Origin of the sequence: Kitasatospora sp. NPDC127121, from assembly GCF_042677305.1 — a bacterium.
Lineage (GTDB): Bacteria > Actinomycetota > Actinomycetes > Streptomycetales > Streptomycetaceae > Kitasatospora.
The window spans coordinates 1-25757 of the sequence record NZ_JBHXTQ010000006.1; the positions used below are offsets into that span (position 1 = coordinate 1).

Below are 25757 nucleotides of genomic sequence, written 5' to 3' on the forward strand. Positions count from 1 at the left end.
GCTCGGGGGGGTTGGTTACGAGGTTTACCGCCGGGGGGGCCGGGGCGCCCGGGGGGGGGGGGGCGCACGGCCCAAGGGGGCGTCAGCGGTTGACGGCCTCAAGGGAACGGAGGGCGTTGTGGGCCTCGGCCACCACGCGCTCGGCGGTCAGGCCGAACTCCTCGAAGAGCACCTTGTAGTCGGCGGAGGCGCCGAAGTGCTCCAGCGAGACGATCCGGCCGTGGTCGCCGACCAGCTCGCGCCAGCCCTGGCCGATGCCGGCCTCGACCGACACCCGGGCCTTGACCGACGGCGGCAGCACACTGTCACGGTAGGCCTGGTCCTGCTCCTGGAACCACTCGAAGGACGGCACCGAGACCACCCGGGTGGCGATGCCCTCGGCCTCCAGCACCTCGCGGGCCTTGACGGCCAGCTGGACCTCGGAGCCGGTGCCCAGCAGGATCACCTGCGGGTCGCCGCTGGAGGCCTCGGCCAGGATGTAGCCGCCCTTCGCGGTGCCCTCGGCGGAGCCGAAGACCTCGCGGTCGAAGGTCGGGACGTTCTGGCGGGTGAGCGCCAGGCCGACCGGGCCCGGGTGGGTGGTCTGGCGCTCGATCACGGTGCGCCAGGCGACGGCCGTCTCGTTGGCGTCGGCCGGGCGGACCATGGACAGGCCCGGGATGGCGCGCAGCGAGGCCATGTGCTCGACCGGCTGGTGGGTCGGGCCGTCCTCGCCGAGGCCGATCGAGTCGTGCGTCCAGACGTAGGTGACCGGCAGCTTCATCAGCGCGGCCAGGCGCACGGCCGGGCGCATGTAGTCGGCGAAGACCAGGAAGGTGCCGCCGTACACGCGGGTCTTGCCGTGCAGCGCGATGCCGTTCATGGTCGAGCCCATGGCGTGCTCGCGGATGCCGAAGTGGATCGTCCGGCCGTACGGGCTGGCGCTCTTCAGCGGGTTGCCCTCGGGGAGGAACGAGCTGTCCTCGTCGATCGTGGTGAGGTTGGACTCGGCGAGGTCGGCCGAGCCGCCCCACAGCTCCGGGATGACCGCGCCGAGCGCCTTGAGGGTCTCGCCGGAGGCCTTGCGGGTGGCGACGTCCTTGCCGGCCGGGAAGACCGGGACGGTCTTCTTCCAGCCCTCGGGCAGCTCGCCGGCCTGGATGCGGTCGAACTCGGCGGCGCGCTGCGGGTCGGCGGCGCGCCAGGCCTCCAGGGACTGCTCCCACTCGGCATGGGCGGCCTTGCCGCGCTTGATGACCTCGCGGGCGTGCTCGATCACCTTGTCGGAGACCTCGAAGGTCTTCTCCGGGTCGAAGCCCAGGACCTTCTTGGTGGCGGCGATCTCGGCGGCGCCGAGCGCGGAGCCGTGCGCCTTGGCGGTGTTCTGGGCGTCCGGGGCCGGCCAGGCGATGATCGTGCGCATCGCGATGATCGACGGACGGGTGGTCTCGGCCTTGGCCGCGGCCAGCGCGTCGGCCAGGACGGCCACGTCGATGTCGCCGTTGGCCTTCGGGGCGACCCGCTGGACGTGCCAGCCGTACGCCTCGTAGCGCTTGAGGACGTCCTCGGAGAAGGCGGTCTCGGTGTCGCCCTCGATCGAGATGTGGTTGTCGTCGTACAGGGCGACCAGGTTGCCCAGCTTCTGGTGGCCGGCCAGCGAGGAGGCCTCGGCGGAGATGCCCTCCTCCAGGTCGCCGTCCGAGACGATGGCCCAGATGGTGTGGTCGAAGGGGGACTCGCCGGCGGCGGCGTCCGGGTCGAACAGGCCGCGCTCGTAGCGGGCGGCCATCGCCATGCCCACCGCGTTGGCGATGCCCTGGCCGAGCGGGCCGGTGGTGGTCTCCACGCCCGCGGTGTGGCCGTGCTCCGGGTGGCCCGGGGTGCGGCTGCCCGCGACGCGGAAGGCCTTGAGGTCGTCCAGCTCCAGGCCGTAGCCCGACAGGTACAGCTGGGTGTAGAGGGTCAGGCTCGTGTGCCCGGGGGACAGCACGAACCGGTCGCGGCCGACCCACGAGGGGTCGGTCGGGTCGTGGCGCAGGAAACGCTGGAAGATCAGGTACGCCGCGGGGGCCAGCGACATGGCCGTCCCGGGGTGTCCGTTGCCGACCTTCTGGACGGCGTCCATGGCCAGGACCCGCGCTGTGTCAACCGTGCGCTCATCCAGTTCGGACCACTCGAATGCGTTCGTCGGCGTCGTGCTCACCCTGTCTCAGGGCTCCTTCCGTTGTGAAGAGTGACCCCGTGAAAGGGGACCGGGTCGGCCACGGCGCTGTGGTCTCGACGCTGGGTGGTGCCGGTCACGGAGGGTAGATCCCGCTTCTGCGTGCGAGCCTACCGTCCGGCCCGGGGCTCACCCTCCGTGCTGGGACAACCAGGAAATCCGTATGGTGATTCCCACCAGGGCGGCCTGCCTGATTTTGTCCCAGACTCTCCTGTTTTACGGCACCCTGCCGCCCCGGTGGTCAGGACGGGTTGCGGCGGCGCGCCGGAACGGCTTCGTGGCTTCACCCAGTCGGTTCACCCGGGGGTGTGCCATCGGCCTCGCCGGGGGACCCCGGAGCCGGATGGGATATATGGAGCGTCTAAGGTGGCGTGGTACGCGCAGAGCGGACGATTTGGGACCCTTCGTTCCTGTGGACGCCTGCGAGGATTCATCTTCAGTTGGGGTGTTAGTGACCGCCGTCGAAACCCGTCCCGCCGGGGTCACCGGGGCGACTCCTGCGCACCGGCCCATCGGGGCCCGTGTCGGCGCCTTCGTCGCACTGACCAAGCCACGGATCATCGAACTGCTGCTGATGAGCACGGTGCCGGTGATGTTCCTCGCCCAACAGGGCGTCCCGAACATGCTGCTGGTGCTGAAGGTCGTGGTCGGCGGCTACCTCTCGGCGGGCGGCGCCAACGCCCTCAACATGTACATCGACCGCGACATCGACGCGGTGATGACCCGCACCGAGCGCCGGCCGATCGTCACCGGGATGGTGTCGCCGCGCGAGGCGCTGGTGTTCGGCATCGTCCTCGCGATCGTCTCGACCCTGCTGCTGGGCTTCGGCGTCAACTGGCTCTCCTCCGGACTGGCGCTCGGCGCGCTGCTGTTCTACGTGTTCGTCTACACGCTGGGGCTCAAGCGGCGCACCTCGCAGAACATCGTCTGGGGCGGCATCGCCGGCTGCATGCCGGTGCTGATCGGCTGGTCCTCCGTCACCAACTCGCTGTCCTGGGCGGCGGTCGCGCTGTTCCTGGTGGTGTTCTTCTGGACGCCGCCGCACACCTGGGTGCTCTCGATGAAGGTGCGCGAGGACTACGAGCGGGCCGGCGTGCCGATGCTGCCGGTGGTCAAGGGCAACGTCGCCGTCGGCAAGCAGGTCGTCGCCTACTCCTGGGTGATGGTGGCGACCTCGCTGGCAGTGTGGCCGCTGGGGCACATGAGCTGGCTGTACCCCGTCACCGCGGTGCTGCTCGGCGGGTTCTGGCTGCGCGAGGCGCACGCGCTGTACGGCCGGGCCAAGGCCGGGGTGGTGGGCGCGAAGCTGAAGGAGATGCGGCTGTTCCACTGGTCGATCACCTACCTGTCGCTGCTGTTCGTGGTGTGCGCGATCGACCCGTTCATGAAGTAAGGCCTGTCCGACGTCGAAGAGCCCCGGTCCGGTGGACCGGGGCTCTTCGCGTTCTCTTCGCGTTCTCACCGTGCCGGCAGCTCGGACGGGCCGACGTGGTCGTCCAGCCAGTCCCGGAGCGGCTGGGAGGCGCGCAGGAAGGCGGTGATCCGGGTGTGGGCGCCGCGGGTGCCGAGCCACTTCGCGGGCGCCCACTCCTGCCAGGCGACCAGGCCCTTGTGGCGCAGCAGCTCGATCCTCGGGTGGTCCTTGGGGAAGCCGCGCGGAGCGGTCTTGAGGGAGTCCCGGCCGTGCACCCGGGGGCCGTCCTGCTCCACCGCGGCAATCACCCGCTCCAGTTCGGCGCCGCTGACGTCCTCGGCGACGGCGGCGCGGTAGCGGTCCAACTGGTCGGGGGCGAGCTGGTACATCCCGTTGCCGCAGGCCAGGCCGTCGGCGGAGAGCTGGACGTAGCCGCCGGTCTCCAGGTGGGCGCCGATGTGTGTCTTGTACGGAGACTTGTCGGCGCTGAACCGGACGTCGCGGTTGGGACGGAAGATCTTCCCGGGCCCGAACTCCGGCTCCAGCTCGGCGAGCAGCAGCTCCATCGGGGTCCGTACGTCGTCGTCGTACTGCTCCTTGTGGGCCTGCCAGAAGGTCTTGGAATTGTCGGCTTCGAGGTGCTCGTAGAAGTCGAGGGCCTCGGCCGGCCAGCCGGAGAAGGTCACGCCTCCAGTATGTGGCCCGGTGCACAGGGCGCTCCCGTCGCCAGCTCGACTACCGGTGGGTAGCATGCGGGCATGAGCAGCGCAGAGACCGCCACCGCCGCCGCGCCGGACGCCCGTACCGAGCGCCGCGCCAAGCGCATCGCCAAGCACCTCAGCAGCTTCGCCCGCCAACACGGGGGCGGCGCCGACGCGGTCGTCGAGTACGTCGGCGCCGTGGCCACCCGGATCGTGGTGGTCGGCGCGGACGGCGCCTGGGGCGACCAGGTGGCCCCGAGCTACGCCGTCGGCCGCCGCGCCGCCGAACTGGCCGGGCTGACCCTGCACGACGACTTCGAGGGCGAGCTGGCCCTCAAGGTGAAGACCGGCCCGTACGAGTGGAAGCGGATGGCCGGCATCCAGCTCGGCGGCTGATCACTTCGGCGCCCACGGCAACGGCCCGGTCCCCTTCGAAGGGGACCGGGCCGTTGCCGTCGTTGGCCGCCCGAGTTGATACGGCGATGGCGCGAGACTGCGTTGAGGAACTTCGATCGCTCGGGGTTTCGGCCCGGAAACAGAGGACGGTGTGACGGTGGCGGTTCGGCTGTTGGACGGCGAGCAGGCGGTCGAGCTGGAGGGCCGGTTGAAGGAGCTGTTCTCGGAGGCGTTCGCGGAAGCCCCCTACGGCGAGGGGCCGACCGATGTGGGGCGGGCGTTTCGCCGGTTCCGCTCGCAGGCGCGTCGGCGGGGGTTCCGGGCGGCCATCGCCTTCGACGGCGACACCGTTGTCGGGATGGCGTACGGCTACCCGCTGTCGGCGAACACCGGATGGTGGGACACCCTGATCGATCCCGTGCCCGAGGACCTCAGGCATGAGGACGGGCAGCGCACGTTCGGTCTCTTCGAGCTGGCGGTTCGGCCCCGGTGGCGCCGCCAGGGCGTCGCCGCCCGCATGCATCGCGCCCTCATCGAGGGCATCGACAGCGCCCGGGTGATGCTGAACACCCGGCCGGAGGCGACTGCCGCCCAGGCGTCCTACCGAGCGTGGGGCTACAGGCGCGTCGGTTCGGCGATCCCGTGGGACGGCGCGGCTCGGCACGACGTGATGGTCCTCGACCTGATCCACCCGGTGGTGCGAGCGTGACGCCACTCCACTCGGTGTCCGTCGCGGGGGGGGGGCACGTCGCCGAGTGTCCGGAGCCACGACGGGCGGCGGTTGTTGTGACACGGCGAAGGCCCCCATCCGAGGATGGGGGCCTTCGACGATGCTCAGACGGTGGCAGCCTGTGGGGTCTGTGCGGGCAGCTGGTCGGGGGCCGCTTCTACCTCGCGGGTGCGTAGGGCGAGGGGGATGCGGAGGGCGGCGATCCAGGTGAGGGTGGCGCCGAGCATGTGGAGGCCGACCATCAGCTCGGGGGCGTCGGTGAAGTACTGGATGAAGCCGAGGACGCCCTGGAGGAGCAGGACCGCCAGCAGTTCCTTGGTGCGGGCCTTCGCCGCCGGCGGGGCCTTGATGGCGGCGAAGACGAAGATCATCGCGATGGTCAGGCCGACCGAGACGAACGCGAGGTCGGCGTGGAACTGGGCCAGCCTGTCGTAGTCGATCGGGATCCGGGGGACGATCTTGTTGTCCTTCGGCGTGCCCGGGTGGTGGCCGGCGCCGGTGACCAGGGTGCCGGCTGCGACCAGCAGGCCGACGACCAGGACCAGCACGTAGGAGAGCTGGTGGATGGGGCGGGCCACGCTGAGCTTCGGGGCTCCGTCGCCCTCCTTGGAGCGCTCCCACATCAGCAGGGCAACCCAGACCAGCGCCATCGCGGCGATCATGTGCAGCGCGACGGTGTAGGGGTTCAGGCCGGTCAGCACGGTGATGCCGCCGAGCACGGCGTTGCTCATCACCAGCCAGAACTGCGCCCAGCCGAGCTTGGTCATGCTGTGCCGCCAGGGGCGGTGGCAGCGGGCGGCCAGGATGGCCCAGCCGACGGCGGCGCTCAGCACGTAGGTGAGCATCCGGTTGGTGAACTCGACGACGCCGTGGAAGCCCATCTCGGCGGTCGGGGTCAGGCTGTCGGCGGTGCAGCGGGGCCACGTCGTACAGCCGAGGCCGGAGGCGGTGAGGCGGACGGCGCCGCCGGTGACGACGATCACCACGCTCATCACCAGCGCGGCGAACGCAGCGCGCCGGACCATCACGGCGGACGGCTGCCAGCGGTCGGCGAGCAGGGAGAAGGGATTAGGCACGGGGCCAATCGTAGGCGGCCTTACAGGGGATCTTGGGGCGGGGCGCGAGCGTGACCCGGGCGCGGGGGTTACCCGGGGTCGGGTGGGTGCAAAACGGACTCTTCGGTCAAGGCGGTCATTGGTCTTGACCAATCACCTGTGAGGCCGAAAGAGTGCGGATTGGTCCATACCTTTTTTCGGACCTCTCCCACTCCTCCCGCACAAGCGGAGACCTGCACATGCGCATACCCACGTCCGCCGCCGCGCTCGCAGTCGGCGGCTCGCTCGCACTGGCCGGCCTGATCGCCCCCGCCGCCGCCCACGCCGCCGACCCCGGCCAGGAGTGCCGCAGCCTCGGGGTCGCCAACCTCTACGGCGAGTTCATCGAGGGCGACGACACCCACACCCCCGACGCCGAGGGCGCCGTCGCGGTGGGCGGCAACGCCGACTTCACCGGCGGCTTCTCGGTCGGCCAGGAGCTGACCCCCGCCGAGGTCGACGCCCTGCCCGGCAAGAACGCGCTGGTGGTCGCCGGCCGCATCACCGGCCACAACACCCAGGTGATGAAGGGCAACGGCGTCTACGGCTCCAAGGCCGACGGCGCCGTCGTCCAGGCCCACCAGGGCGCCATCGCCCAGGGCGCCTCCCCGATCGACTTCAAGGCCGAGTTCGCCAAGCTGCGCGCCGCCTCCACCGCGCTGGCCGCCGCGCCGCAGACCGCCGGCGCCACCGTCCAGGCCAAGGGCGCCGAGCTCACGTTCACCGGCGGCGACGCGAAGTACAACAGCTTCACCGTCGACGCCGCGAAGCTCCAGGGCGCCAAGGACGTCTTCCTCAAGGTGCCGGCCGGCTCCGTCACCGTGGTCACCGTGACCGGCGGCTCGTACGACATGGCGGCCGCCGGGACCACCGGCTTCCACCTGTGGGACGAGGCCAAGGCGTCCTTCGTCCTGGACGACAAACTGCAGAGCGCGGCCGGCGGGGCGATCCGCGCCAAGCTGCTGTGGAACTTCCCCACCGCGACCAAGGTGGTCAAGAGCAGCAAGGCCGCCTGGGCCGGCACCGTGCTGGCGCCCAACGCCGCCTTCGACCTCGGCAGCGGCGGCCCGGTCAACGGCTCGGTCATCGCGGCCTCGCTGACCGGCAAGGGCGGCGCGGAGACGCACCACTACCCGTTCGCCGGCTGCCTGCCCGGCGTCGTCGTCCCGACGCCGTCCACCACGCCCACCACGCCCACCGTGCCGCCGGTGGTGCCGAGCGGGACGCCGTCGGCCTCCACCACGCCCGGGACGCCCGGCACCTCGGCCACCCCCGGGACCTCGGCGAGCCCCTCGGCCACGCCCTCCGCCCCGGTGAGCGGCAAGCCGAGCGCGGGTGCCTCGGCCAGCCCGTCGGCCACCGCCTCGGCGGGTGTGCCGGTCGCCTCGGCCTCGGCGAGCCCGTCCGCCCAGGCGAACGCGGGCGGCAACCTCGCGCACACCGGCTCCGGGCCCGTCGTGCCGCTGGCGATCGCCGGCGCGGTGGTGCTCGCGGCCGGTGGCGCGATCGTGGTCGTCACCCGGCGTCGGGCGGCCAAGAAGGCCTGATGGTTTCGCCGGTCGACCGGTGCTGCGCCCTCGGTGATTGAACCTGATCACCGGGGGCGCACGTATTTCAGTCAGGTGACGAAGTTCATTCAAGTTTGCCGAATCCGCGTTCCGCGAGGTGGCAGCTGTGATGGGCTGGTCATACACATCAGACGACGGACCAACAGACGAAATTCGGTCGTACGGCGGGGTGTGGAGAGGTGCGGGAGTGCCGGTAGAGTCCCCCGGACAGTCGTAGCGGGCCACCGCGAAACCTTCAACACGCCTGCTGCGCAAGACCGTTCTGAGGGGAACAGCGTAAATGGCGCGACAGCAGCGGCACATGCGGATCGGCGCGGCGGCACTCGCCGGGACGGCGGCGGCCGGAATTCTCCTGCCTCTGGCGCTGGCAACCAACGCCTCGGCGCACGTGCCGAGTTGGTCGGTGACCTGCGACAAGATCGTGATCGATCTGATCAACTACAGCCCCAAGCCCGACGTGAAGAACACCGTCAGCCTCACCATCGACGGCGAGAAGGTCCTGGATGCCAAGGCCTTCCCCGCGGAGTTCCACGGCACCTTCCCGGTGAAGGACCACACAGCCCCCGTCAAGGCGAACCTCGTGGTGAACACGACGGAGACCCCCAACGAAAAGGGCTGGAACATCAACGAGACCAAGACGATCGAGCCGTGCCACACGCCGACTCCGACGCCGACTCCCACCCCCACGCCCACCAAGACCCCGACCCCGACCCCGACACCCACCCCGACGCCGTCGCAGACCACGACTCCGACGCTGACTCCCACGCCGACGCCCACCAAGACCCCGGCCCCGTCGGCCTCGCCCACCGCGAGCAAGACCGCGACCCCGACCCCGACTGTGACCCCGGTCCCGACGCCCACCACCAGTGGCCCGGCGCTCGCCCAGACCGGTAGCAACGACGCCACCCCGATGATCGCGGCGGCCGGCGGCGGCGTGCTGCTGGTCGGTGGCGCGCTCGTCCTGCTGGCCCGCAAGCGTCGCGGCAGCCAGAGCTGACGTTCCGTCGGTGACGTGAGACCGCCCCCCGGCCGAAGCGGCCGGGGGGCGGTTCCCGTGTGGGGCGGTTCCCGTGTGGGGCGGCCTCACATGCGGTGCGGCCTCATGCACGGAGCGGTTCACGTGCGGGGCCGGGGGCTACTCCCAGCGGAAGAAGCGGGCCGCGGCGGCCAGCCCGAGGACGGCCCAGCCGGCCAGGATGCCGAGGTCGGACCAGGGCACCCCGGCGCCGTGCTGGAGGACCGACCGCAGGCCGTCCGAGAGCGCCGAGATCGGCAGCAGCTCCAGCACCGACTGCACGGCCGAGGGGAACTTGCTCAGCGGCACGATCACCCCGCCGGCCAGCAGCAGCAGGATGAACACCAGGTTGGCGGCGGCCAGTGTGGCCTCCGCCTTGAGCGTGCCGGCCATCAGCAGGCCGAGGCCGGAGAAGGCCGCGGTGCCGAGCACCAGCAGCGCGACGACCGTCAGCGGGTTGCCCTGCGGGGACCAGCCGAGCGCCAGCGCGATCACCGACAGCAGCGCGACCTGCAGCGCCTCGGTGACCAGCACGCAGCCGGTCTTGGCGGTCAGCAGCGCCCAGCGCGGGAGCGGGCTGGCGCCGAGCCGCTTCAGCACGCCGTAGCGGCGCTCGAAGCCGGTGGCGATGGCCTGCCCGGTGAAGGCGGTGGACATCACGGCCAGCGCGAGCAGGCCGGGGGCCAGGAAGTCGACCCGCTTGCCGGGGCCGTCCACCGCGACGATGTCCACGGCCGAGAACAGCACCAGCAGCACGGTCGGGATGACCACGGTGAGCAGCAGCTGCTCGCCGTTGCGCAGCAGCATCCTGGTCTCGAAGGCGGTCTGGGCGAGCAGCATCCGGCCGACCGGGGCCGCGCCGGGCTTGGGGGAGTAGTCGGTGGTGGTACTCACGAGCGCAGGTCCCGTCCGGTCAGGTCGAGGAAGACGTCTTCGAGGCTGCGGCGCTGGACGGACAGCCGTTCGGGCAGGACTCCGGAGGCCGCGCACCAGCCGGTGACGGTGGCCACCAGCTGCGGGTCGACGGGCGCCTCGACGCGGTAGCTGCCGGGGGTGGTCTCGGTGGCGGCGGCGCCCTCGGGCAGTTCCTTCAGCAGCGGGCCGAGGTCGAGCCCGGGCGGGCCGTCGAAGCGCAGGGCGTTCTCGGCGCCGCCGCGGCACAGCTCCTCGGGGCTTCCGGTGGCGATCACCCGGCCGCGGTCGATGACGGCGACCTGGTCGGCGAGCTGTTCGGCCTCGTCCATGTGGTGGGTGGTGACGACCACGGTGACGCCGTCCCGGCGCAGGTCGCGGACCAGCTCCCAGGTGGCGCGCCGGGCCTGCGGGTCGAGGCCGGCGGTGGGCTCGTCCAGGAAGACCAGCTCGGGGCGGCCGACCACGGCCATGGCCAGGGCGAGCCGCTGCTGCTGGCCGCCGGACAGGCGCCGGTAGGCGGTGCGGCCGCAGGAGCCGAGGCCGAGCCGTTCGACCAGTGCGTCGACGTCCAGCGGGTGGGCGTGCAGCGCGGCGGTGTGGCGCAGCATCTCGACGGCGCGCGCGCCCGCGTACACGCCGCCCGATTGGAGCATGACGCCGATCCGGGGGCGCAGCGCGGCGTTCTGGGCGACCGGGTCGAGGCCGAGGACGCGGACGGTGCCGGCGTCGGGGCGGCGGTAGCCCTCGCAGGTCTCGATGGTGGTGGTCTTGCCGGCGCCGTTGGGGCCGAGGACGGCGGTGATCGCGCCGCGTGCGATGGTGAGGTCGAGGCCGTCCACCGCGGGCTTGTCGCCGTAGTGCTTGACCAGCCCGGCGATCTTCACCGCGGGTTCGGAGTGCATACCGGCGAGTGTAAGAGGCCCCGACGCCGGGCCCGGACGGCGCCCTCGATGATCGTTTTCGCAGGTCAGGTAAGGCTTACCTGCGTGACAGATGACACGAGTGAGGCCTGCATCACGGCTTGTCCTGTCGGAAGTAATTACGCAACACTGGTGTTGTGAAAAACATGCGCGAGCACGCCACGCCCCAGGAGGCCGAGTCGGCCCCCGGGTGCGACGTGCCCGTGACGGCGGCCGAGGTGCTGCTGGAGGGCCACCGCGCCACCCGGGACCGGGTCGCCCGGTCGATCCTCGACCACGGCCCCTCCTCCGCCGCCGACCTGGCGAGCCGGCTCGGCCTCACCGCCGCCGCCGTCCGCCGCCACCTGGACGGGCTGGCCGCCGCCGGCCTGGTCGAGTCCCGCGAGCAGCGGGTCTACGGCAGCCGTGGCCGGGGCCGTCCGGCCAAGGTCTTCGCCCTCACCGACGGCGGCCGGGACGCCTTCTACCAGGCGTACGACCAGCTCGCCGCCGACGCGCTGCGCTGGATCTCCGACTCGGTCGGCGGCGGCAAGGCGGGCGAGGAGGCGGTCGCCGCCTTCGCCCGGGCCCGGTTCGGCAAGCAGGGCGAGAAGTACCTGGAGCTCCTGCGGCTGGCCGAGGCGGGGGAGCGCACCGAGGCGCTCGCCCAGGCGCTGAGCGCGGACGGGTACGCTGCCACGGTGCGGCGGGTCCCGCCGGCCGTGGCGAAGGCCCCGGCGGGCGCCCAGCTCTGCCAGCACCACTGCCCGGTCGCGCACATCGCCGAGCAGTTCCCGCAGCTCTGCGAGGCGGAGACCGAGGTCTTCTCGCAGCTGCTGGGCACCCATGTGCAACGGCTGGCCACCATCGCCCACGGCGACGGGGTCTGCACCACCTATGTGCCGGCACCCGGTGCCGCATCGTCGCCTGCCCGGCGTTCCGCGGGCCGCGGCTCCGATGCAGTGCCGACTGCCGGTACGTCCACCGAAGATTCAGCGTCCGCGCGTTAGGAAGCTCGCATGACTGACACCGTTTCGCACCCCGAGCTCGAGGGCCTGGGCACCTACGAGTACGGCTGGGCCGACCCGGACACCGCCGGTGCCGCGGCCAAGCGCGGGCTCAGCGAGGAGGTCGTCCGCGACATCTCCGCGAAGAAGAACGAGTCCGAGTGGATGCTGAACCTGCGTCTCAAGGGCCTGAAGCTGTTCGGCAAGAAGCCCATGCCGACCTGGGGCTCCGACCTCTCCGGCATCGACTTCGACAACATCAAGTACTTCGTCCGCTCCACCGAGAAGCAGGCCGAGTCCTGGGAGGACCTGCCCGCGGACATCAAGGCCACCTACGACAGGCTGGGCATCCCGGAGGCCGAGAAGCAGCGCCTGGTCGCCGGTGTCGCCGCCCAGTACGAGTCCGAGGTCGTCTACCACCAGATCCGCGAGGACCTGGAGGAGCAGGGCGTCCTGTTCCTGGACACCGACACCGCGCTGCGCGAGCACCCGGAGATCTTCAAGGAGTACTTCGGCACCGTCATCCCGGCCGGCGACAACAAGTTCGCCGCGCTGAACACGGCGGTGTGGTCCGGCGGCTCGTTCATCTACGTGCCCAAGGGCGTCCACGTCGACATCCCGCTCCAGGCCTACTTCCGGATCAACACCGAGAACATGGGCCAGTTCGAGCGGACGCTGATCATCGTCGACGAGGACGCGTACGTCCACTACGTCGAGGGCTGCACCGCGCCGATCTACTCCTCCGACTCGCTGCACTCCGCGGTCGTGGAGATCATCGTCAAGAAGGGCGGCCGCTGCCGCTACACGACCATCCAGAACTGGTCGAACAACGTCTACAACCTGGTCACCAAGCGCGCCGTGGCGTACGAGGGCGCGACCATGGAGTGGGTCGACGGCAACATCGGCTCCAAGGTCACCATGAAGTACCCGGCCGTCTACCTGATGGGCGAGCACGCCAAGGGCGAGACCCTGTCGATCGCCTTCGCGGGCGAGGGCCAGCACCAGGACGCCGGCGCCAAGATGGTGCACATGGCGCCGAACACCTCCTCCAACATCGTCTCCAAGTCGGTGGCGCGCGGCGGCGGCCGGACCTCCTACCGCGGTCTGATCGAGATCGGCGAGGGCTCCAAGGGCGCCAAGTCCAACGTGCTGTGCGACGCGCTGCTGGTGGACACCATCTCCCGCTCGGACACCTACCCGTACGTGGACGTCCGCGAGGACGACGTGTCCATGGGCCACGAGGCGACGGTCTCCAAGGTCAGCGAGGACCAGCTGTTCTACCTGATGAGCCGGGGCATGACCGAGTTCGAGGCGATGGCGATGATCGTCCGCGGCTTCGTCGAGCCGATCGCGCGCGAGCTGCCGATGGAGTACGCGCTGGAGCTCAACCGGCTGATCGAGCTGCAGATGGAGGGCGCGGTCGGCTGACGTCCAGCCGCTGACCGCCCACCGACTTTTCGAGCTTTTCGAGGAAGAGAGCACTACGACAGCCATGGCTGACGTCAACACCACCACCGGCTCCACCACCGCCGGGTCGATCGAGGTCGGCACCGCCGGCGCCGGCGCCCAGCTCGCCGGCCCCGGCACCGGCCGCGCCACCGTCCAGCAGCCGATCGACGCCCGGGTCGCCGTCAAGCCCTCGTTCGAGGTCGGCGACTTCCCGGTGCCCACCGGCCGCGAGGAGGACTGGCGGTTCACCCCGATGCACCGCCTGGGCGGCCTGCACGACGGCACCGCCGCCGAGGCGGCCAAGGGCGAGGACAAGGTCGAGCTGAGCCTGCCGGACGGCGTCACCGCCGAGACCGTCGGCCGCGACGACGCCCGCCTGGGCAAGGCCGGCAAGCCCGTCGACCGGGTCGCCGCGCAGGCGTTCAGCGCCTTCGAGCAGGCGCTCGTCGTCACCGTCCCCCAGGACGCGGTGCTCACCGAGCCGGTCAAGATCGACGTGCACGGCGAGGGCGGCACCCGCTTCGCCCACGTGGTGGTCGACGTCAAGCCGTTCGCCGAGGCCGTCGTGGTGATCAACCACACCGGTACCGGCACCCGGGCCGCCAACGTCGAGCTGCTCGTCGGCGACGGCGCCAAGCTCACCTTCGTCTCCGTCCAGGACTGGGACCGCAACGCCGTCCACGTCGCCCAGCAGACCGCGCTGGTCGGCCGGGACGCCTCGCTGAAGTCCGTGGTCGTCACCTTCGGCGGCGACGTCGTCCGGATCCACCCGCGGGTCAACTACGCCGGGCCCGGCGGCGAGGCCGAGCTGTTCGGCCTCTACTTCGCCGACGCCGGCCAGCACCTGGAGCACCGTCTGGTCATCGACCACGACACCCCGCACTGCCGCTCCAACGTGGTCTACAAGGGCGCGCTGCAGGGCCAGGACGCCCACGCCGTCTGGGTCGGCGACGTGCTGATCCGCGCCGCCGCCGAGGGCACCGACACCTACGAGCTCAACCGCAACCTGGTGCTCACCGACGGCGCCCGGGTCGACTCGATCCCCAACCTGGAGATCGAGACCGGCGAGATCGTCGGCGCCGGCCACGCCTCCGCGACCGGCCGCTTCGACGACGAGCAGCTGTTCTACCTGCGGTCCCGCGGCATCCCGGCCGACGAGGCCCGCCGCCTGGTGGTCCGCGGCTTCTTCGCCGAACTCGTCCAGCAGATCGGCGTCGCCGAGATCCAGGACCAGCTGATGGAGAAGATCGAGGCCGAGCTGGAAGCGGCGGTCTGATCCAGATGACCTTCCTCCGTGCCTGCGCGCTGAGCGACCTCCAGGAGGACGTGCCCAAGCGCGTGGACCTCAACGGCGTGCCGGTCTCCGTCGTCCGCACCGACGAGGGGGTGTTCGCGATCAACGACACCTGCTCGCACGCGAACGTCTCGCTCTCCGAGGGCGAGGTCGAGGACTGCATGATCGAGTGCTGGCTGCACGGCTCCAGCTTCGACCTGCGCACCGGCAAGCCCTCCGGCCTGCCCGCCACCAAGCCGGTCGCTGTCTACCCCGTAAAGATCGAAGGGGACGATGTGCTCGTCTCCGTCAACCAGGAGTCCTGAGTACCCATGGCAACGCTTGAAATCCGCGACCTGCACGTCTCCGTCGAGGCCGAGAACGGCCCGCGCGAGATCCTCAAGGGCGTCGACCTGACCGTGAAGCAGGGCGAGACCCACGCGATCATGGGTCCGAACGGCTCCGGCAAGTCCACCCTGGCCTACTCGCTCGCCGGCCACCCCAAGTACACCGTCACCGGCGGCTCGGTGCTGCTGGACGGCGAGGACGTCCTGGAGATGTCCGTCGACGAGCGCGCCAAGGCCGGCGTCTTCCTGGCCATGCAGTACCCCGTCGAGGTCCCCGGCGTCTCGGTGAGCAACTTCCTGCGCACCGCCGCCACCGCCGTCCGCGGCGAGGCCCCCAAGCTGCGTCTGTGGGTGAAGGAGGTCAAGGAGGCGATGGCCGCCCTCCAGATGGACCCGGCCTTCGCCGAGCGCAACGTCAACGAGGGCTTCTCCGGCGGCGAGAAGAAGCGCCACGAGATCCTCCAGCTGGAGCTCCTCAAGCCGAAGATCGCGATCCTCGACGAGACCGACTCCGGCCTGGACGTCGACGCGCTGCGGATCGTCTCCGAGGGCATCAACCGGGTCCGCTCGACCGGCGAGGTCGGCACCCTGCTGGTGACCCACTACACCCGCATCCTGCGGTACATCAAGCCCGACTACGTCCACGTCTTCGCGGGCGGCCGCATCGTCGAGTCCGGCGGTGCCGAGCTGGCCGACAAGCTGGAGAACGAGGGCTACGAGGCGTATGTGAAGGGGGGCGCGTCCGCGTGACGCATCCGTTCACGGGTCTGCTCGACACCGACGCGATCCGCAAGGACTTCCCCATCCTGCAGCGCGTGCTGCACGAGGAGAAGCCGCTCGTCTACCTGGACAACGCGGCCACCTCGCAGAAGCCGCGCCAGGTGCTGGAAGCCCTGACCGCCTACTACGAGCGGCACAACGCCAACGTCCACCGCGGCGTGCACGTGCTCGCCGAAGAGGCCACGGCGCTCTACGAGGGCGCGCGGGACAAGGTCGCGGCCTTCGTCAACGCGCCCAGCCGCAACGAGGTGATCTTCACCAAGAACGCCTCCGAGTCGCTCAACCTCGTTGCCAACATGCTCGGTTGGGCCGACGAGCCGTACCGGGTGGACGCCGACTCCGAGATCGTCATCACGGAGATGGAGCACCACTCCAACATCGTTCCGTGGCAGCTGCTGTCGCAGCGCACCGGCGCGAAGCTGAAGTGGTTCGGGCTCACCGACGAGGGCCGGCTCGACCTCTCCAACATCGACGAGCTGATCACCGAGAAGACCAAGGTGGTCTCCTTCACCCTGGTCTCCAACCTGCTCGGCACCGTCAACCCGGTCGAGACGATCGTCCGCAAGGCCCAGTCGGTCGGCGCGCTGGTCGTCATCGACGCCTCGCAGGCCGCCCCGCACATGGTGCTGGACGTCCAGGCGCTGGAAGCCGACTTCGTCGCCTTCACCGGTCACAAGATGCTCGCCCCGACCGGCATCGGCGTGCTCTGGGGCCGCCAGGAGCTGCTGGAGGACCTCCCGCCGTTCCTCGGCGGCGGCGAGATGATCGAGACCGTCACCATGGGCTCGTCCACCTACGCCCCGGCGCCGCACAAGTTCGAGGCCGGCACCCCGCCGATCGCCCAGGCGGTCGGGCTCGGTGCGGCCATCGACTACCTGTCGGACATCGGCATGGAGAAGATCGCCGCGCACGAGCACGCGATCACCGCGTACGCGGTCGAGCGCCTGCTGGAGGTCCCGGACCTGCGGATCATCGGCCCGCGCACGGCCGTCGACCGCGGCGCCGCGATCTCCTTCACCCTCGGCGACATCCACCCGCACGACGTGGGCCAGGTGCTGGACGAGCAGGGCATCGCCGTGCGCGTCGGCCACCACTGCGCGCGGCCGGTCTGCCTGCGGTACGGAATTCCGGCGACCACGCGGGCGTCGTTCTACCTGTACTCGACGCCGGGCGAGGTCGACGCGCTGATCGACGGCCTGCACCACGTCCGGAACTTCTTCGGCTGACGGGACTGGGCAGGACATGAAGCTCGACTCGATGTACCAGGACATCATCCTGGACCACTACCGCAACCCCCACGGCAAGGGGCTGCGGGACGGCGACGCCGAGGTGCACCACGTCAACCCGACCTGCGGTGACGAGATCACCCTGCGGGTGCGGCTCGACGGCTCGACCGTCGCCGACGTCTCGTACGAGTCCCAGGGCTGCTCGATCAGCCAGGCCAGCGCCTCGGTGCTGAACGACCTGGTCGTGGGCAAGACCGTCGGCGAGGCGCAGACCGTCCAGGAGGCCTTCCTGGAGCTGATGCAGAGCAAGGGCCAGGGCGAGGGCGACGAGGAGGTGCTGGAGGACGCGGTCGCGTTCGCCGGCGTCTCCAAGTACCCCGCCCGGGTCAAGTGCGCCCTGCTCAGCTGGATGGCCTGGAAGGACGCCACCGCCCAGGCGCTCGCCCAGCACCCCGCCGTGAACGACTGACCCGCAGAGGAGGACAGAACAATGAGTGACGAAACCCCCTCCGCTGCGGAGGAGCAGCCGAACGGCGTCGTCATCGTCGGCACCACCGCCGGCACCGTGTCCGTGGAGGACCTGACCGAGGCCCTGATGGACGTCGTCGACCCCGAACTGGGCATCGACGTCGTCAACCTGGGCCTGATCTACGGCATCCACATCGACGAGTCCGACGTGGCCACCATCGACATGACGCTCACCTCGGCGGCCTGCCCGCTGACCGACGTCATCGAGGACCAGGCCAAGACCGCCACCGACGGCCTGGTCCAGGACCTGCGCATCAACTGGGTCTGGATGCCGCCGTGGGGCCCCGACAAGATCACCGACGACGGCCGCGACCAGCTCCGCGCCCTGGGCTTCAACGTCTGACGGACGGCCCTTTTGTCAACTCGCTGCCGCGCAAACCTCTCCTTCGGGGGAAAGGTTTGCGCGGCAGTGGTATATCTGCCAGCGGGCGGCCAGGCTGGAGCCGCGACCTCGGAGGGAGCGAAGTCATGTCGGTAGTTGCGTTCGCGCAGTTGCTTCTGCCTGACTCGCCGTACGCCATGTGGGTCCGGGGAGAACTCGGCGAGTATCTCCGGCTCCCGGATGACGGCACGCGGGTTGAGGTGATCGGAGGGGAGATCGTTGTGTCACCAGCCCCGGTGTACCTCCATGAGGGGATCCTCACGGACATTCAGGAGTCGGTGCTGGCAGGCAAAATCGCTGACGCGAAGTTCCAATGGCGCGCCGTCCGGACGGTCAACCTGGACCTGGTCGAGGTCGAGGGCGGTTACATCCCGGACATGGTGATCGTGCGCAGGGACGTCGATGCAGAGAAGCGGGCCAAGGATGTGTTGTACGTCCACCCGGCCGATCTTGAGCTGGTGGTGGAGGTGACCTCCGCGTCCAATGCGCGCCATGACCGGCGCCCCATGTTCGGTCGACAAGTGAAGCCCACCAAATGGAGTGGTTACGCACGCACCGGGATCCCGTACTACCTGTTGGTCGACCGTGACCCGCGGCAGCCCGGCGTCACCTTGTTCGGCGAGCCGGACCGAGGCGAGGGGACCTACCAGGTGCTGGGTCAGTGGAAGTTCGGCGAGCCAGTTCGGTTGCCCAAGCCCTTTGATCTTGAGATCAACACCGATGACTGGGCCCCTTGGGCTGAGTAGCCCTGTACGAACGCCGCCCGGGACGAATGGTCGTCCCGGGCGGCGGTGTTTTTGGGGCTGGTCAGGACTGCTTGGGTTTGCGGGCGACGGCGATGGCCAGGGCCGTGCAGAGGGCGGCGGCGATGGCGGCGAAGCCGCTGACGGCGGGGAGGAGGCCGTAGTGCTGGACCAGGGCGCCGACGGCGACGATGGGGAGGGAGCTGCCGAGGTAGACGATGATCCACAGGGAGCTGAGCTCGGAGCCCCGGCGTTCCGGGTTCATCGCGGCGACGGCGGTGGTGAAGAGGGAGCGGAAGGCCACGCCCTGGCAGATGCCGCCGAGGACGCTGCCGATGAAGAGCAGCGCCGGGGTCTCGGTGTACTGGGCGGCGACGACCAGGGCGAGGCCGGCGGCGAGGCCGCCCATGCCGAGGGCGATGACCAGGCGGTCGGAGGTGGGTGGGACGAGGAGCTGGGCCAGTGCGGAGGAGCCGAGCAGCAGGGCGGCCACGATCGCGCCGGTCAGGTGCGAGGAGGTGTGCAGCAGCTTGGCGGAGAAGGCCGGGGCGAGCGCCAGGTAGACGCCGAACACCGCGTACGAGATGAAGCCGGCCGAGGCGGCGAGCAGGAACTCGCGGCGGCCGGTGCGGGGCAGGGCGAGCCGGCGGGGGCGCAGGTGGGTCGGGGTGGTGATGCGGGGCGGGGTGGCCGGCGGGCGGTTGCGGCCGGGCATCCGCGGGTGGACGAGGGCCAGCGGTACGCAGAGCGCCAGCAGGGCGATGGCGTGCAGCAGGAAGGGCGTCAGCAGCGGGTCCGTGCCGTTGGCGAGCAGGGCGCCGACCACCGGGCCGAGCGCGACGCCGCCGGCGGAGCAGGCCAGGGTGAGCTTGGCGGCGAGCGTCGGGTGGTCGGGCAGCAGGTCGCCGAGGGCGGCCCCGGCGGCGCCGGTGGAGAGGCCGACGGCGATGCCCTGGACGGCCCGGCCGGCGGCGAGCTGCCAGAAGCTGCCCGAGGTGGCGAACACGACGTCGCCGGCGGCGGCCAGGGCGACGGCGGGCAGGATCAGGGCGCGGCGGCCGAGGTGGTCGGACCAGTGGCCGACCACGGCGAGCACGGGGACCAGCGCGAACACGTAGATCGTGAAGAGGATCGTGGTGTCGAGCGGGCCGAGGCCGAGGCGCTGCTGGAGGAGCGGGTAGATCGGCGTCGCCAGGTTGGCACCGATCAGCATCAGCAGCAGGGCGGCGGCGACCAGGCCGACGCGGACACCGCGCAGCGCGTTCCAGCGGCTGACCGCGGCGAGCTGGAGCTGGGCGCGGGGCGCGAGCTCCAGGGGAAGCAGGGCCTCCGAGAGTCGGCGTCCGTCGAGCTGCGCGGTGCGCAGGCCGGAGCCGGCGGGGGAGAGGTCCGCCATGTAAGGGATCTCCTGTGGCAGGGCACCACCGGGTCGGCGGGGTGTGCCGGCGCGCCCGTCCTGAGGCGCTGTGGTGGTGGCCGAGGTGCGGGGCTCCCTGGTGGAGCGGGTGAGCTGAGTGGGCCCCTCCTGCCCGGTGTCGGGCGGGGAGGGCGAAGGGCTTCATTGCCCGGTGGCCCGCGCGGGGTGTGCACGGTGCCAATGCGAAGGATAAAGGGTGGGCGCACGGTTGCGGCGCGCGCCCCTTGAGGCCGGGCATCGGGGGTGCCCGGCCTATACGCTGAGGTGGTGGATCGGGACGCTGAGCTGATAGGCGGACCGCTGGCTGAGGGAGAACGCACAACGATGGCCGGACGACGTCGGAAGAACGCCGGGGCTTCGCCGGGAGAGAGTGCGGTCGAGCCGGTTCTGCCCGCCGACCTGGAGCTTCAGGACCTCTACGGGGCGTTCGCCGCGCACGGGCTGGACGACGAGGACCTGGACGACGCGGCGGTCCTGGTACCGCCGGTGAAGCTGCCCGCCGAGGAGGAGCTGGCCGCCCTGGCGAAGGCCGTGCCGATGTTCGGGTACGCGCTGGCGCTGGCCCGCTGGGCCGCCCCGCACCGGGTGGTGGACGAGTTCGGCGACCTGGTGGAGGAGGACCGGGCGCCCGCGGCGCAGCTGCTGGGCCTGGCGCCCGCCGAGGGGGAGGTGCCGGAGGAGGCGGAGGTCGAGGCGATGCGGGCCTGGTCGCTGGCCTGTGACCTGGACCTGGTGGAGATCGGGACGACGGCGGCCGGTGAGCACGTCGCCGTGCCGGGCCCGGATCTGGAGCCCGCCGAGGAGGGTGACCCGGAGACCGTCCTGGAGCTGTGGCTGACCGCCGCCGGGATCGTCCGGGAGCTGGCCGTGGAGGCCGACTCGCTGCCGGAGGAGGAGGCCGTGCGGGCCGCCGAGGGCGGGGAGGCCGGGGAGGCCGGGGAGGGCGGGGAGGGCGGGGAGGAGGACGAGGACGCCCTGAGCGAGGTCGAGGAGGCCCGGGACGCCGCCGCCGAGCTGTTGGACGAGGCGTTGCAGGTGCTGTACGAGACCACCGCCTTCGCCGATCCGGGCAACGAGACCGTGCCGCTGGGCGTGCTGGCCGCGCTGCTGGTGGTGCCGGAGGGCGAGGAGCCGAGCGAGGAGCTGCTGGGCGACATCACCGATGTGATGGTCGCATTGGACCCGATGCTGGGCGACCTGGCCGAGCTGGGCCTGCTGGAGTACCGGCCGATCGACCCGGAGCTGTTCGACGAGGAGGAGGGCCCGGAGGGCGAGGAGCCCGCCCTCGTCGGCGAGGCGCCGCTGGACGATGAGGAGTCGGCGCGCTTCGGGCTCGTCCGGCTCACCCCGCTCGGCCAGTACGGCATCCGGCAGTGGCTGCTGGAGGACGGCTACGACGCGCCGCTGGTCGGCGAGCTGGCCCAGGGCGACGCGGCCGAGCTGCTGCGCGCGGTGTGCGAGGCCGCCAACGTGCTGCCGGACGAGGAGCTGCGGGTCTGGATCACCGGCCGGGAGCCGGTGGCGGCGGCGCGCGAGCTGCTGGCGGCGGCGCGCGGCGACGACGCGTACGCCCCGATGCGGCGGATGCTCGGCGTCTCGGCGCTGAACATGCTGGGCGCGGCCGCCGAGCCCGCCGTGCGCGACGTGCTGGACGACCCCGAGCTGGGCGGCGCCGCCCGGGCCTGGCTGACCTCGAAGGGAGCGACGGACGTGCCGGTACCGGAGCGGACGATGGCACTGTGGACGGTGGTCGACACCTTCGCCGCCCAGCTGCTGGACAGCGGCGGCGACGCCGAACTGCTGCGCGAGCTGATCGCGGACCTGCCGGTGACCGGCAACCCTGCGTCCTACTTCGGCGAGCTCTGGCGGGTCGACCACCCGTACACGGCGGACGTCCTGGAGGCCGTCGGGGAGCTGCACCTGGACCGGGCGGTGGCCAAGGAGGCGCGCAAGGCGGCCTTCAAGGCGCGGTCCAAGGGCTGACGGGCCGACGGGGGGGGGCTTCGGGGGGCCGACGGGGCTTCGACGGGGCTTCGACGGGCTGATGGGCCGGCGAGTCAGGGGAGATCGAGGGAGCCGTCCTCGGCGAAGGGGAAGAACGGGTTGTGGGCCAGCTCCCAGAGGTGGCCGTCCGGGTCCTCGAAGTAGCCGGAGTAGCCGCCCCAGCTGGTCGGGACCGGCGGCTTGACCACCACGGCGCCGGCCTCGACCGCCGTCTTCAACGCGGTGTCCACCAGCGCGGGGGACTCCAGGTTCACCGCGAGGGTGACGCCGCGGAAGGCGGGCTCACCGGTGGCGGGCACGCCCGCGTCGGCGGCCAGCTCCTCGGTGGGGAAGAGGCCGAGCGCCGAGTCGGCGGTGCGGAACCAGACGATCTCCGGGCTGGAGGCGGAGGACCGCCGCCAGCCCAGGTCCTCGTAGAAGCGGGCGCTGCGGTCGAGGTCGGAGACCCCGAGGGTGACGATGCTGATCCGGGCCGGGAAGCTGCTGTCTGCTGTCATGCCGCCAGGGTAGGGAGGGCGGCTGACAACCGCGCGTCCTGACACGGCCGGTGCCGGCCGGCAACCAGCAGTCCTGACACGGCCCGGGACCGTCGGCGGCCGGGCGTCCCGACGCGGCCTGTGCCGGTGCCCGGTACCCGAGCTGATGACCCGGCAGGTCCCGGGCACTAAGGTGGCGTCGGCGGTGCGGGCGCGAGGACTCGGGGGTGCGGCACAGGATGATGCGGGAGAGTGGCGGCAGGCCCCCGGAGTGGAACGTCGGGCGGACGGACCCTGCGCGCGTCCCGGACCCGAGGAGCAAGGAGGAGCGTCTCGCCGCGGTGGAGGACTTCTCCCGCCGGACGGTGGCCGCGGCCGACTTCCCGGTGTACGGCGTGGTCGCGGGGCTGTTGCGCGGGGGCGGCGCGATGGGCGGCTGGGGCGAGGCGCTGGCCGCCTTCGAGACCTCCGGTGGCGAACTCGCCTGGGTCGAGGTGCAGTCCGGCGACTGGAGCTCGGTGGCCGGCCCGTACGTCAGCGTGCGCACCTACCGGCCGGACGCGGAGCGCGGCGAGGACCTGCCCGAGCTGGAGGACGTGGTCGAGGACGAACGGGACCGGGTCTACGACCACCTGGGGGTCGACGAGGGCGACGGGCCGGGCCGGGTACGGGCGTTGCGCGAGTGGATCACCGTGGACGGCGAGCCGTACCCGGTGGAGGTGCACGAGGACCGGCCGGTGCTCTGGCCCGGTGCGCCGGCCGCCGACGGGGCCGCACCGGTCTGGGCCGGGCGGCTGCGGATCGGCGGGCTGACCGTGACGGTGTGCGGGCGCGGGGTGCCGCCCGGCGGCGTGGAGCTCGGCGGGATCGCGGACTTCGAGCCGTACCTGCGCGGCCGGGCCGAGCTGCTGGGCGAGCTGGCCGCCCGGCGGGCCCGGCAGGTCCCGGTGGAGGAGCGTGAACTGCCGCCCGCCGTCGGGCTGGAGGCGCACCGGGAGCTGATCGCGCAGAGCGTCGCCGCGTCCGCCGCCGTCGAGGCGCAGGTCCGGGCCGGGCGGACGCCGCGGCGCCCGCGCGGGGACGCCTACGAGGTGCGCTGGGAGGTGGCGGTGCGCCAGCAGATGCGGCTCGCCACCGAGAACCGGGAGGAGGCGGTGACGGCGCTGACCGCGATGGTCAACCACCTCAACCGGCTTGCCCGGCACACGCATTGGCTGATCGGCACGCCGGAGGGCGGGGCGGCCGTCGAGGAGGTCGTCCGGTACACGGTGTTCGCCAGTGAGGTGGCGAGCCTGCCGGCGCAGCGGGCCTGGGAGCAGCTCTGGCGGGAGCGGCGGGGCGGCGGGCCGGAGGTCTGGGAGGAGCACCGGCTCGCCGAGCAGCTGTGGCTGTCGGCCTGGGAGCAGTGGCGGACGACGCGGTCGGGGTGACCCTCGGCGGGGCGTCGTGGGTCGGGGTGGCCCTCGGCGGGGCGCCGTGGGTCGGGGTGGCCCTCGGCGGGGCGTCGCAGGCAAAGCGGAGGTCATGTGTCGGTCATCGGTTGGCAAATGGCCGCCTGGGCGTGAGGTGGGCGTCATGCCTGGTTCATCCCCGCGGCGGAGTCTGCTGGGCGTCGACGCCCCGTCTCGACGCCCCGCCCGCCGGGCACCGGGCCCGCCCCCGGTCCGGCGGCCGATTCCTCAGGAGTTGCTGCCATGCCGCTGTCCCGCCGGGACTTCGTCAACCGTTCCACCCTCGTCGGGGCCGGCGTGCTGATCGCCGGCAGCGCGGAGGCGCTGGCCAGCGCCCCGGGCGCGATCGCCGCCCCGGCCGGCGGCGAGCTGCCGGCCGCGTCCGCGGCGGGTGACACCGGTGCGGTGCGCGCCGCCATCGGCTACGGCCCGCTGGTGCAGGACCCGGCCGGGCTGCTGTCGCTGCCCAAGGGCTTCGCGTACAAGGTCGTCAACCGCGCCGGCGTCACCCGGCTGCGCACCGGCGAGTTCACCCCGAGCAACCACGACGGCACCTCCGCCTTCGAGGACGAGCGCGGCGGCAACCTGCTCGTCACCAACCACGAGCTGCGCGGACCCCGGGCGAACTGGCCGAACCCGGTGCCGCTGACCGAGGGCCACGTCTACGACCCGGGCGCGGCCGGCGGCTGCACCATCGTGCACGCCAAGCGGAACGGCTCGGTCGAGCAGTGGGTCGGCATCGCCGGCACCTCCACCAACTGCGCGGGCGGCGTGACCCCGTGGGGCACCTGGCTGTCCGGCGAGGAGACCGAGGACAAGGCCGGCCAGAACGGCATGACCAAGGACCACGGCTACATCTTCGAGGTCGACCCGTTCGACGACGACTACAACCGCGACCCGCAGCCGGTGAAGGCCTTCGGCCGGTACGCGCACGAGGCCGTCGTGGTGGACCCGAAGCGCGGCCACGTCTACCTGACCGAGGACGCCTCGAACCCCAACGGCCTGCTGTTCCGCTGGACCCCGCCGGCCGGCTTCAAGCACGGCCGCTACAAGCTGCGCGCGCTGGCCGCCGACGCCGGCGTGCTGGAGGCCTTCAAGGTCTTCGACGCCCAGGGCAAGTTCGTCGACGACCTCTCCCGCGCCACCAAGGTCGGCACCACCTACGGCGCGGACTGGGTCAAGGTCCAGGACCGCGACGCCAGGACCGTCTCGGTCCGCAAGCAGTTCAAGGAGGGCGAGGTCACCCGGGCCCGCAAGCTGGAGGGCATGTGGTGGGGTGACGGCGGCTTCTACTTCGTCTCCAGCTTCGCCCGCTCGGAGAGCCCGGTGCAGCACGACGGCCAGGTCTGGTTCTACAACCCGGCCCGCCGCACCATCACCCTGAAGGTGCTGCTCGGCGTCAACACCGACGTGCTCGGCGACCACGACAACTACGACGGCCCGGACAACATCACCGTGTCGCCGTACGGCGGCGTGGTCATCGCCGAGGACGGCGAGGGCGTGCAGCACCTGTTCGGCGCCACCGAGGACGGGCTGACCTACCCGATCGCGCGCAACGAGCTGAACATCGGCAGCGCGGCCAAGCCCGAGTTCAGCGAGTTCACCGGGGTGACCTTCTCGGACGACGGCAAGACCCTCTTCGCCAACATCCAGGAGCCGGGCATCCAGCTGGCCATCACCGGCCCGTGGCACCGGCTGAACGAGCACAAGCGCGGCCAGGGCTACGGCGAGTGACGTAGCGG

24 protein-coding genes are annotated in these 25757 nt (G+C 71.5%); 17 read left to right on the forward strand and 7 right to left on the reverse strand.

Annotated features, from left to right (window positions below):
• Nucleotides 1-82: 82 nt before the first annotated feature.
• Nucleotides 83-2182, reverse strand: coding sequence for a transketolase (tkt, locus tag ACFVHI_RS05615; RefSeq protein ID WP_063349515.1), 2100 nt, complete (start codon nt 2180-2182; stop codon nt 83-85).
• Nucleotides 2183-2645: 463 nt separating this feature from the next.
• Between tkt and ACFVHI_RS05620 the strand changes: the two genes are divergently transcribed.
• The gene (locus tag ACFVHI_RS05620) at nt 2646-3593 is read left to right on the forward strand and encodes a heme o synthase (protein WP_380336071.1); all 948 of its coding nucleotides are present in this window, start codon (nt 2646-2648) and stop codon (nt 3591-3593) included.
• A gap of 65 nt (nt 3594-3658) precedes the next feature.
• Here ACFVHI_RS05620 and ACFVHI_RS05625 read toward each other — a convergent pair whose 3' ends face one another.
• A complete protein-coding gene (locus tag ACFVHI_RS05625) occupies nt 3659-4300 on the reverse strand; it encodes a DUF2461 domain-containing protein (RefSeq protein WP_380336074.1) in 642 nt (213 codons plus the stop codon).
• A 72-nt stretch (nt 4301-4372) separates the two neighbouring features.
• Between ACFVHI_RS05625 and ACFVHI_RS05630 the strand changes: the two genes are divergently transcribed.
• Together ACFVHI_RS05630 and ACFVHI_RS05635 are read left to right on the forward strand one after the other, a co-directional pair.
• A complete protein-coding gene (locus tag ACFVHI_RS05630; RefSeq protein ID WP_063349518.1) occupies nt 4373-4711 on the forward strand; it encodes a hypothetical protein in 339 nt (112 codons plus the stop codon).
• Between the two features lie 157 nt (nt 4712-4868).
• The gene (locus tag ACFVHI_RS05635) at nt 4869-5420 is read left to right on the forward strand and encodes a GNAT family N-acetyltransferase (RefSeq protein ID WP_380336077.1); all 552 of its coding nucleotides are present in this window, start codon (nt 4869-4871) and stop codon (nt 5418-5420) included.
• Nucleotides 5421-5545: 125 nt separating this feature from the next.
• Here the strand turns inward: ACFVHI_RS05635 and ACFVHI_RS05640 are convergent, their stop codons facing one another.
• The gene (locus ACFVHI_RS05640; protein ID WP_380336079.1) at nt 5546-6517 is read right to left on the reverse strand and encodes a heme A synthase; all 972 of its coding nucleotides are present in this window, start codon (nt 6515-6517) and stop codon (nt 5546-5548) included.
• Nucleotides 6518-6735: 218 nt separating this feature from the next.
• Between ACFVHI_RS05640 and ACFVHI_RS05645 the strand changes: the two genes are divergently transcribed.
• Both ACFVHI_RS05645 and ACFVHI_RS05650 read left to right on the forward strand, forming a co-directional pair.
• A complete protein-coding gene (locus tag ACFVHI_RS05645) occupies nt 6736-8082 on the forward strand; it encodes a choice-of-anchor A family protein (RefSeq protein WP_380336082.1) in 1347 nt (448 codons plus the stop codon).
• Between the two features lie 301 nt (nt 8083-8383).
• Nucleotides 8384-9100, forward strand: a complete 717-nt coding sequence (locus tag ACFVHI_RS05650) for an LAETG motif-containing sortase-dependent surface protein (protein ID WP_380336084.1) — start codon at nt 8384-8386, stop codon at nt 9098-9100.
• A 138-nt stretch (nt 9101-9238) separates the two neighbouring features.
• Here ACFVHI_RS05650 and ACFVHI_RS05655 read toward each other — a convergent pair whose 3' ends face one another.
• Nucleotides 9239-9958: an ABC transporter permease gene (locus ACFVHI_RS05655; RefSeq protein WP_063351445.1), complete on the reverse strand. Its 720-nt coding sequence runs from the start codon at nt 9956-9958 to the stop codon at nt 9239-9241.
• Between the two features lie 50 nt (nt 9959-10008).
• Nucleotides 10009-10935 (reverse strand): ABC transporter ATP-binding protein, encoded by a 927-nt coding sequence (locus tag ACFVHI_RS05660; protein ID WP_063349523.1) that lies wholly within the window; start codon nt 10933-10935, stop codon nt 10009-10011.
• A gap of 164 nt (nt 10936-11099) precedes the next feature.
• Here ACFVHI_RS05660 and ACFVHI_RS05665 point away from each other — a divergent pair, with 164 nt between their 5' ends.
• The 9 genes from ACFVHI_RS05665 to ACFVHI_RS05705 all read left to right on the forward strand — a co-directional run bounded on the left by ACFVHI_RS05665 (nt 11100) and on the right by ACFVHI_RS05705 (nt 18670).
• Nucleotides 11100-11942 (forward strand): metalloregulator ArsR/SmtB family transcription factor, encoded by an 843-nt coding sequence (locus ACFVHI_RS05665; protein ID WP_107452933.1) that lies wholly within the window; start codon nt 11100-11102, stop codon nt 11940-11942.
• 9 nt (nt 11943-11951) lie between these two features.
• On the forward strand, nt 11952-13367 hold the full coding sequence (gene sufB / locus ACFVHI_RS05670) for a Fe-S cluster assembly protein SufB (RefSeq protein ID WP_063349524.1): 1416 nt from the start codon (nt 11952-11954) through the stop codon (nt 13365-13367).
• A 64-nt stretch (nt 13368-13431) separates the two neighbouring features.
• A complete protein-coding gene (sufD, locus tag ACFVHI_RS05675; RefSeq protein WP_063349525.1) occupies nt 13432-14664 on the forward strand; it encodes a Fe-S cluster assembly protein SufD in 1233 nt (410 codons plus the stop codon).
• A 5-nt stretch (nt 14665-14669) separates the two neighbouring features.
• Nucleotides 14670-14987, forward strand: a complete 318-nt coding sequence (locus tag ACFVHI_RS05680) for a bifunctional 3-phenylpropionate/cinnamic acid dioxygenase ferredoxin subunit (RefSeq protein WP_063349526.1) — start codon at nt 14670-14672, stop codon at nt 14985-14987.
• Between the two features lie 6 nt (nt 14988-14993).
• The gene (gene sufC, locus ACFVHI_RS05685) at nt 14994-15758 is read left to right on the forward strand and encodes a Fe-S cluster assembly ATPase SufC (protein WP_063349527.1); all 765 of its coding nucleotides are present in this window, start codon (nt 14994-14996) and stop codon (nt 15756-15758) included.
• Nucleotides 15755-17014, forward strand: a complete 1260-nt coding sequence (locus ACFVHI_RS05690; protein ID WP_063349528.1) for a cysteine desulfurase — start codon at nt 15755-15757, stop codon at nt 17012-17014. The genes sufC and ACFVHI_RS05690 overlap by 4 nt, the downstream gene beginning before the upstream one ends.
• 16 nt (nt 17015-17030) lie before the next feature.
• Nucleotides 17031-17483: a Fe-S cluster assembly sulfur transfer protein SufU gene (gene sufU / locus ACFVHI_RS05695; RefSeq protein WP_063349529.1), complete on the forward strand. Its 453-nt coding sequence runs from the start codon at nt 17031-17033 to the stop codon at nt 17481-17483.
• Nucleotides 17484-17504: 21 nt separating this feature from the next.
• A complete protein-coding gene (locus ACFVHI_RS05700; protein WP_279634938.1) occupies nt 17505-17885 on the forward strand; it encodes a metal-sulfur cluster assembly factor in 381 nt (126 codons plus the stop codon).
• 125 nt (nt 17886-18010) lie between these two features.
• A complete protein-coding gene (locus tag ACFVHI_RS05705; protein WP_063349530.1) occupies nt 18011-18670 on the forward strand; it encodes a Uma2 family endonuclease in 660 nt (219 codons plus the stop codon).
• Nucleotides 18671-18731: 61 nt separating this feature from the next.
• Here the strand turns inward: ACFVHI_RS05705 and ACFVHI_RS05710 are convergent, their stop codons facing one another.
• Nucleotides 18732-20063 carry an MFS transporter gene (locus tag ACFVHI_RS05710; RefSeq protein WP_079135921.1) on the reverse strand — a complete coding sequence of 444 codons (1332 nt, stop codon included), beginning with the start codon at nt 20061-20063 and terminating at the stop codon, nt 18732-18734.
• 345 nt (nt 20064-20408) lie between these two features.
• On the opposite strand from ACFVHI_RS05710, the gene ACFVHI_RS05715 reads away from it, so the two are divergent.
• Complete coding sequence (locus ACFVHI_RS05715) at nt 20409-22067, forward strand: hypothetical protein (RefSeq protein WP_380336093.1); 1659 nt, start codon at nt 20409-20411, stop codon at nt 22065-22067.
• Between the two features lie 74 nt (nt 22068-22141).
• Here ACFVHI_RS05715 and ACFVHI_RS05720 read toward each other — a convergent pair whose 3' ends face one another.
• Nucleotides 22142-22585 (reverse strand): VOC family protein, encoded by a 444-nt coding sequence (locus ACFVHI_RS05720; RefSeq protein ID WP_380336096.1) that lies wholly within the window; start codon nt 22583-22585, stop codon nt 22142-22144.
• Nucleotides 22586-22791: 206 nt separating this feature from the next.
• On the opposite strand from ACFVHI_RS05720, the gene ACFVHI_RS05725 reads away from it, so the two are divergent.
• The gene (locus tag ACFVHI_RS05725; protein WP_380336099.1) at nt 22792-23994 is read left to right on the forward strand and encodes a hypothetical protein; all 1203 of its coding nucleotides are present in this window, start codon (nt 22792-22794) and stop codon (nt 23992-23994) included.
• Nucleotides 23995-24258: 264 nt separating this feature from the next.
• A complete protein-coding gene (locus ACFVHI_RS05730) occupies nt 24259-25749 on the forward strand; it encodes an alkaline phosphatase PhoX (RefSeq protein WP_063349533.1) in 1491 nt (496 codons plus the stop codon).
• Nucleotides 25750-25757: the final 8 nt, after the last annotated feature.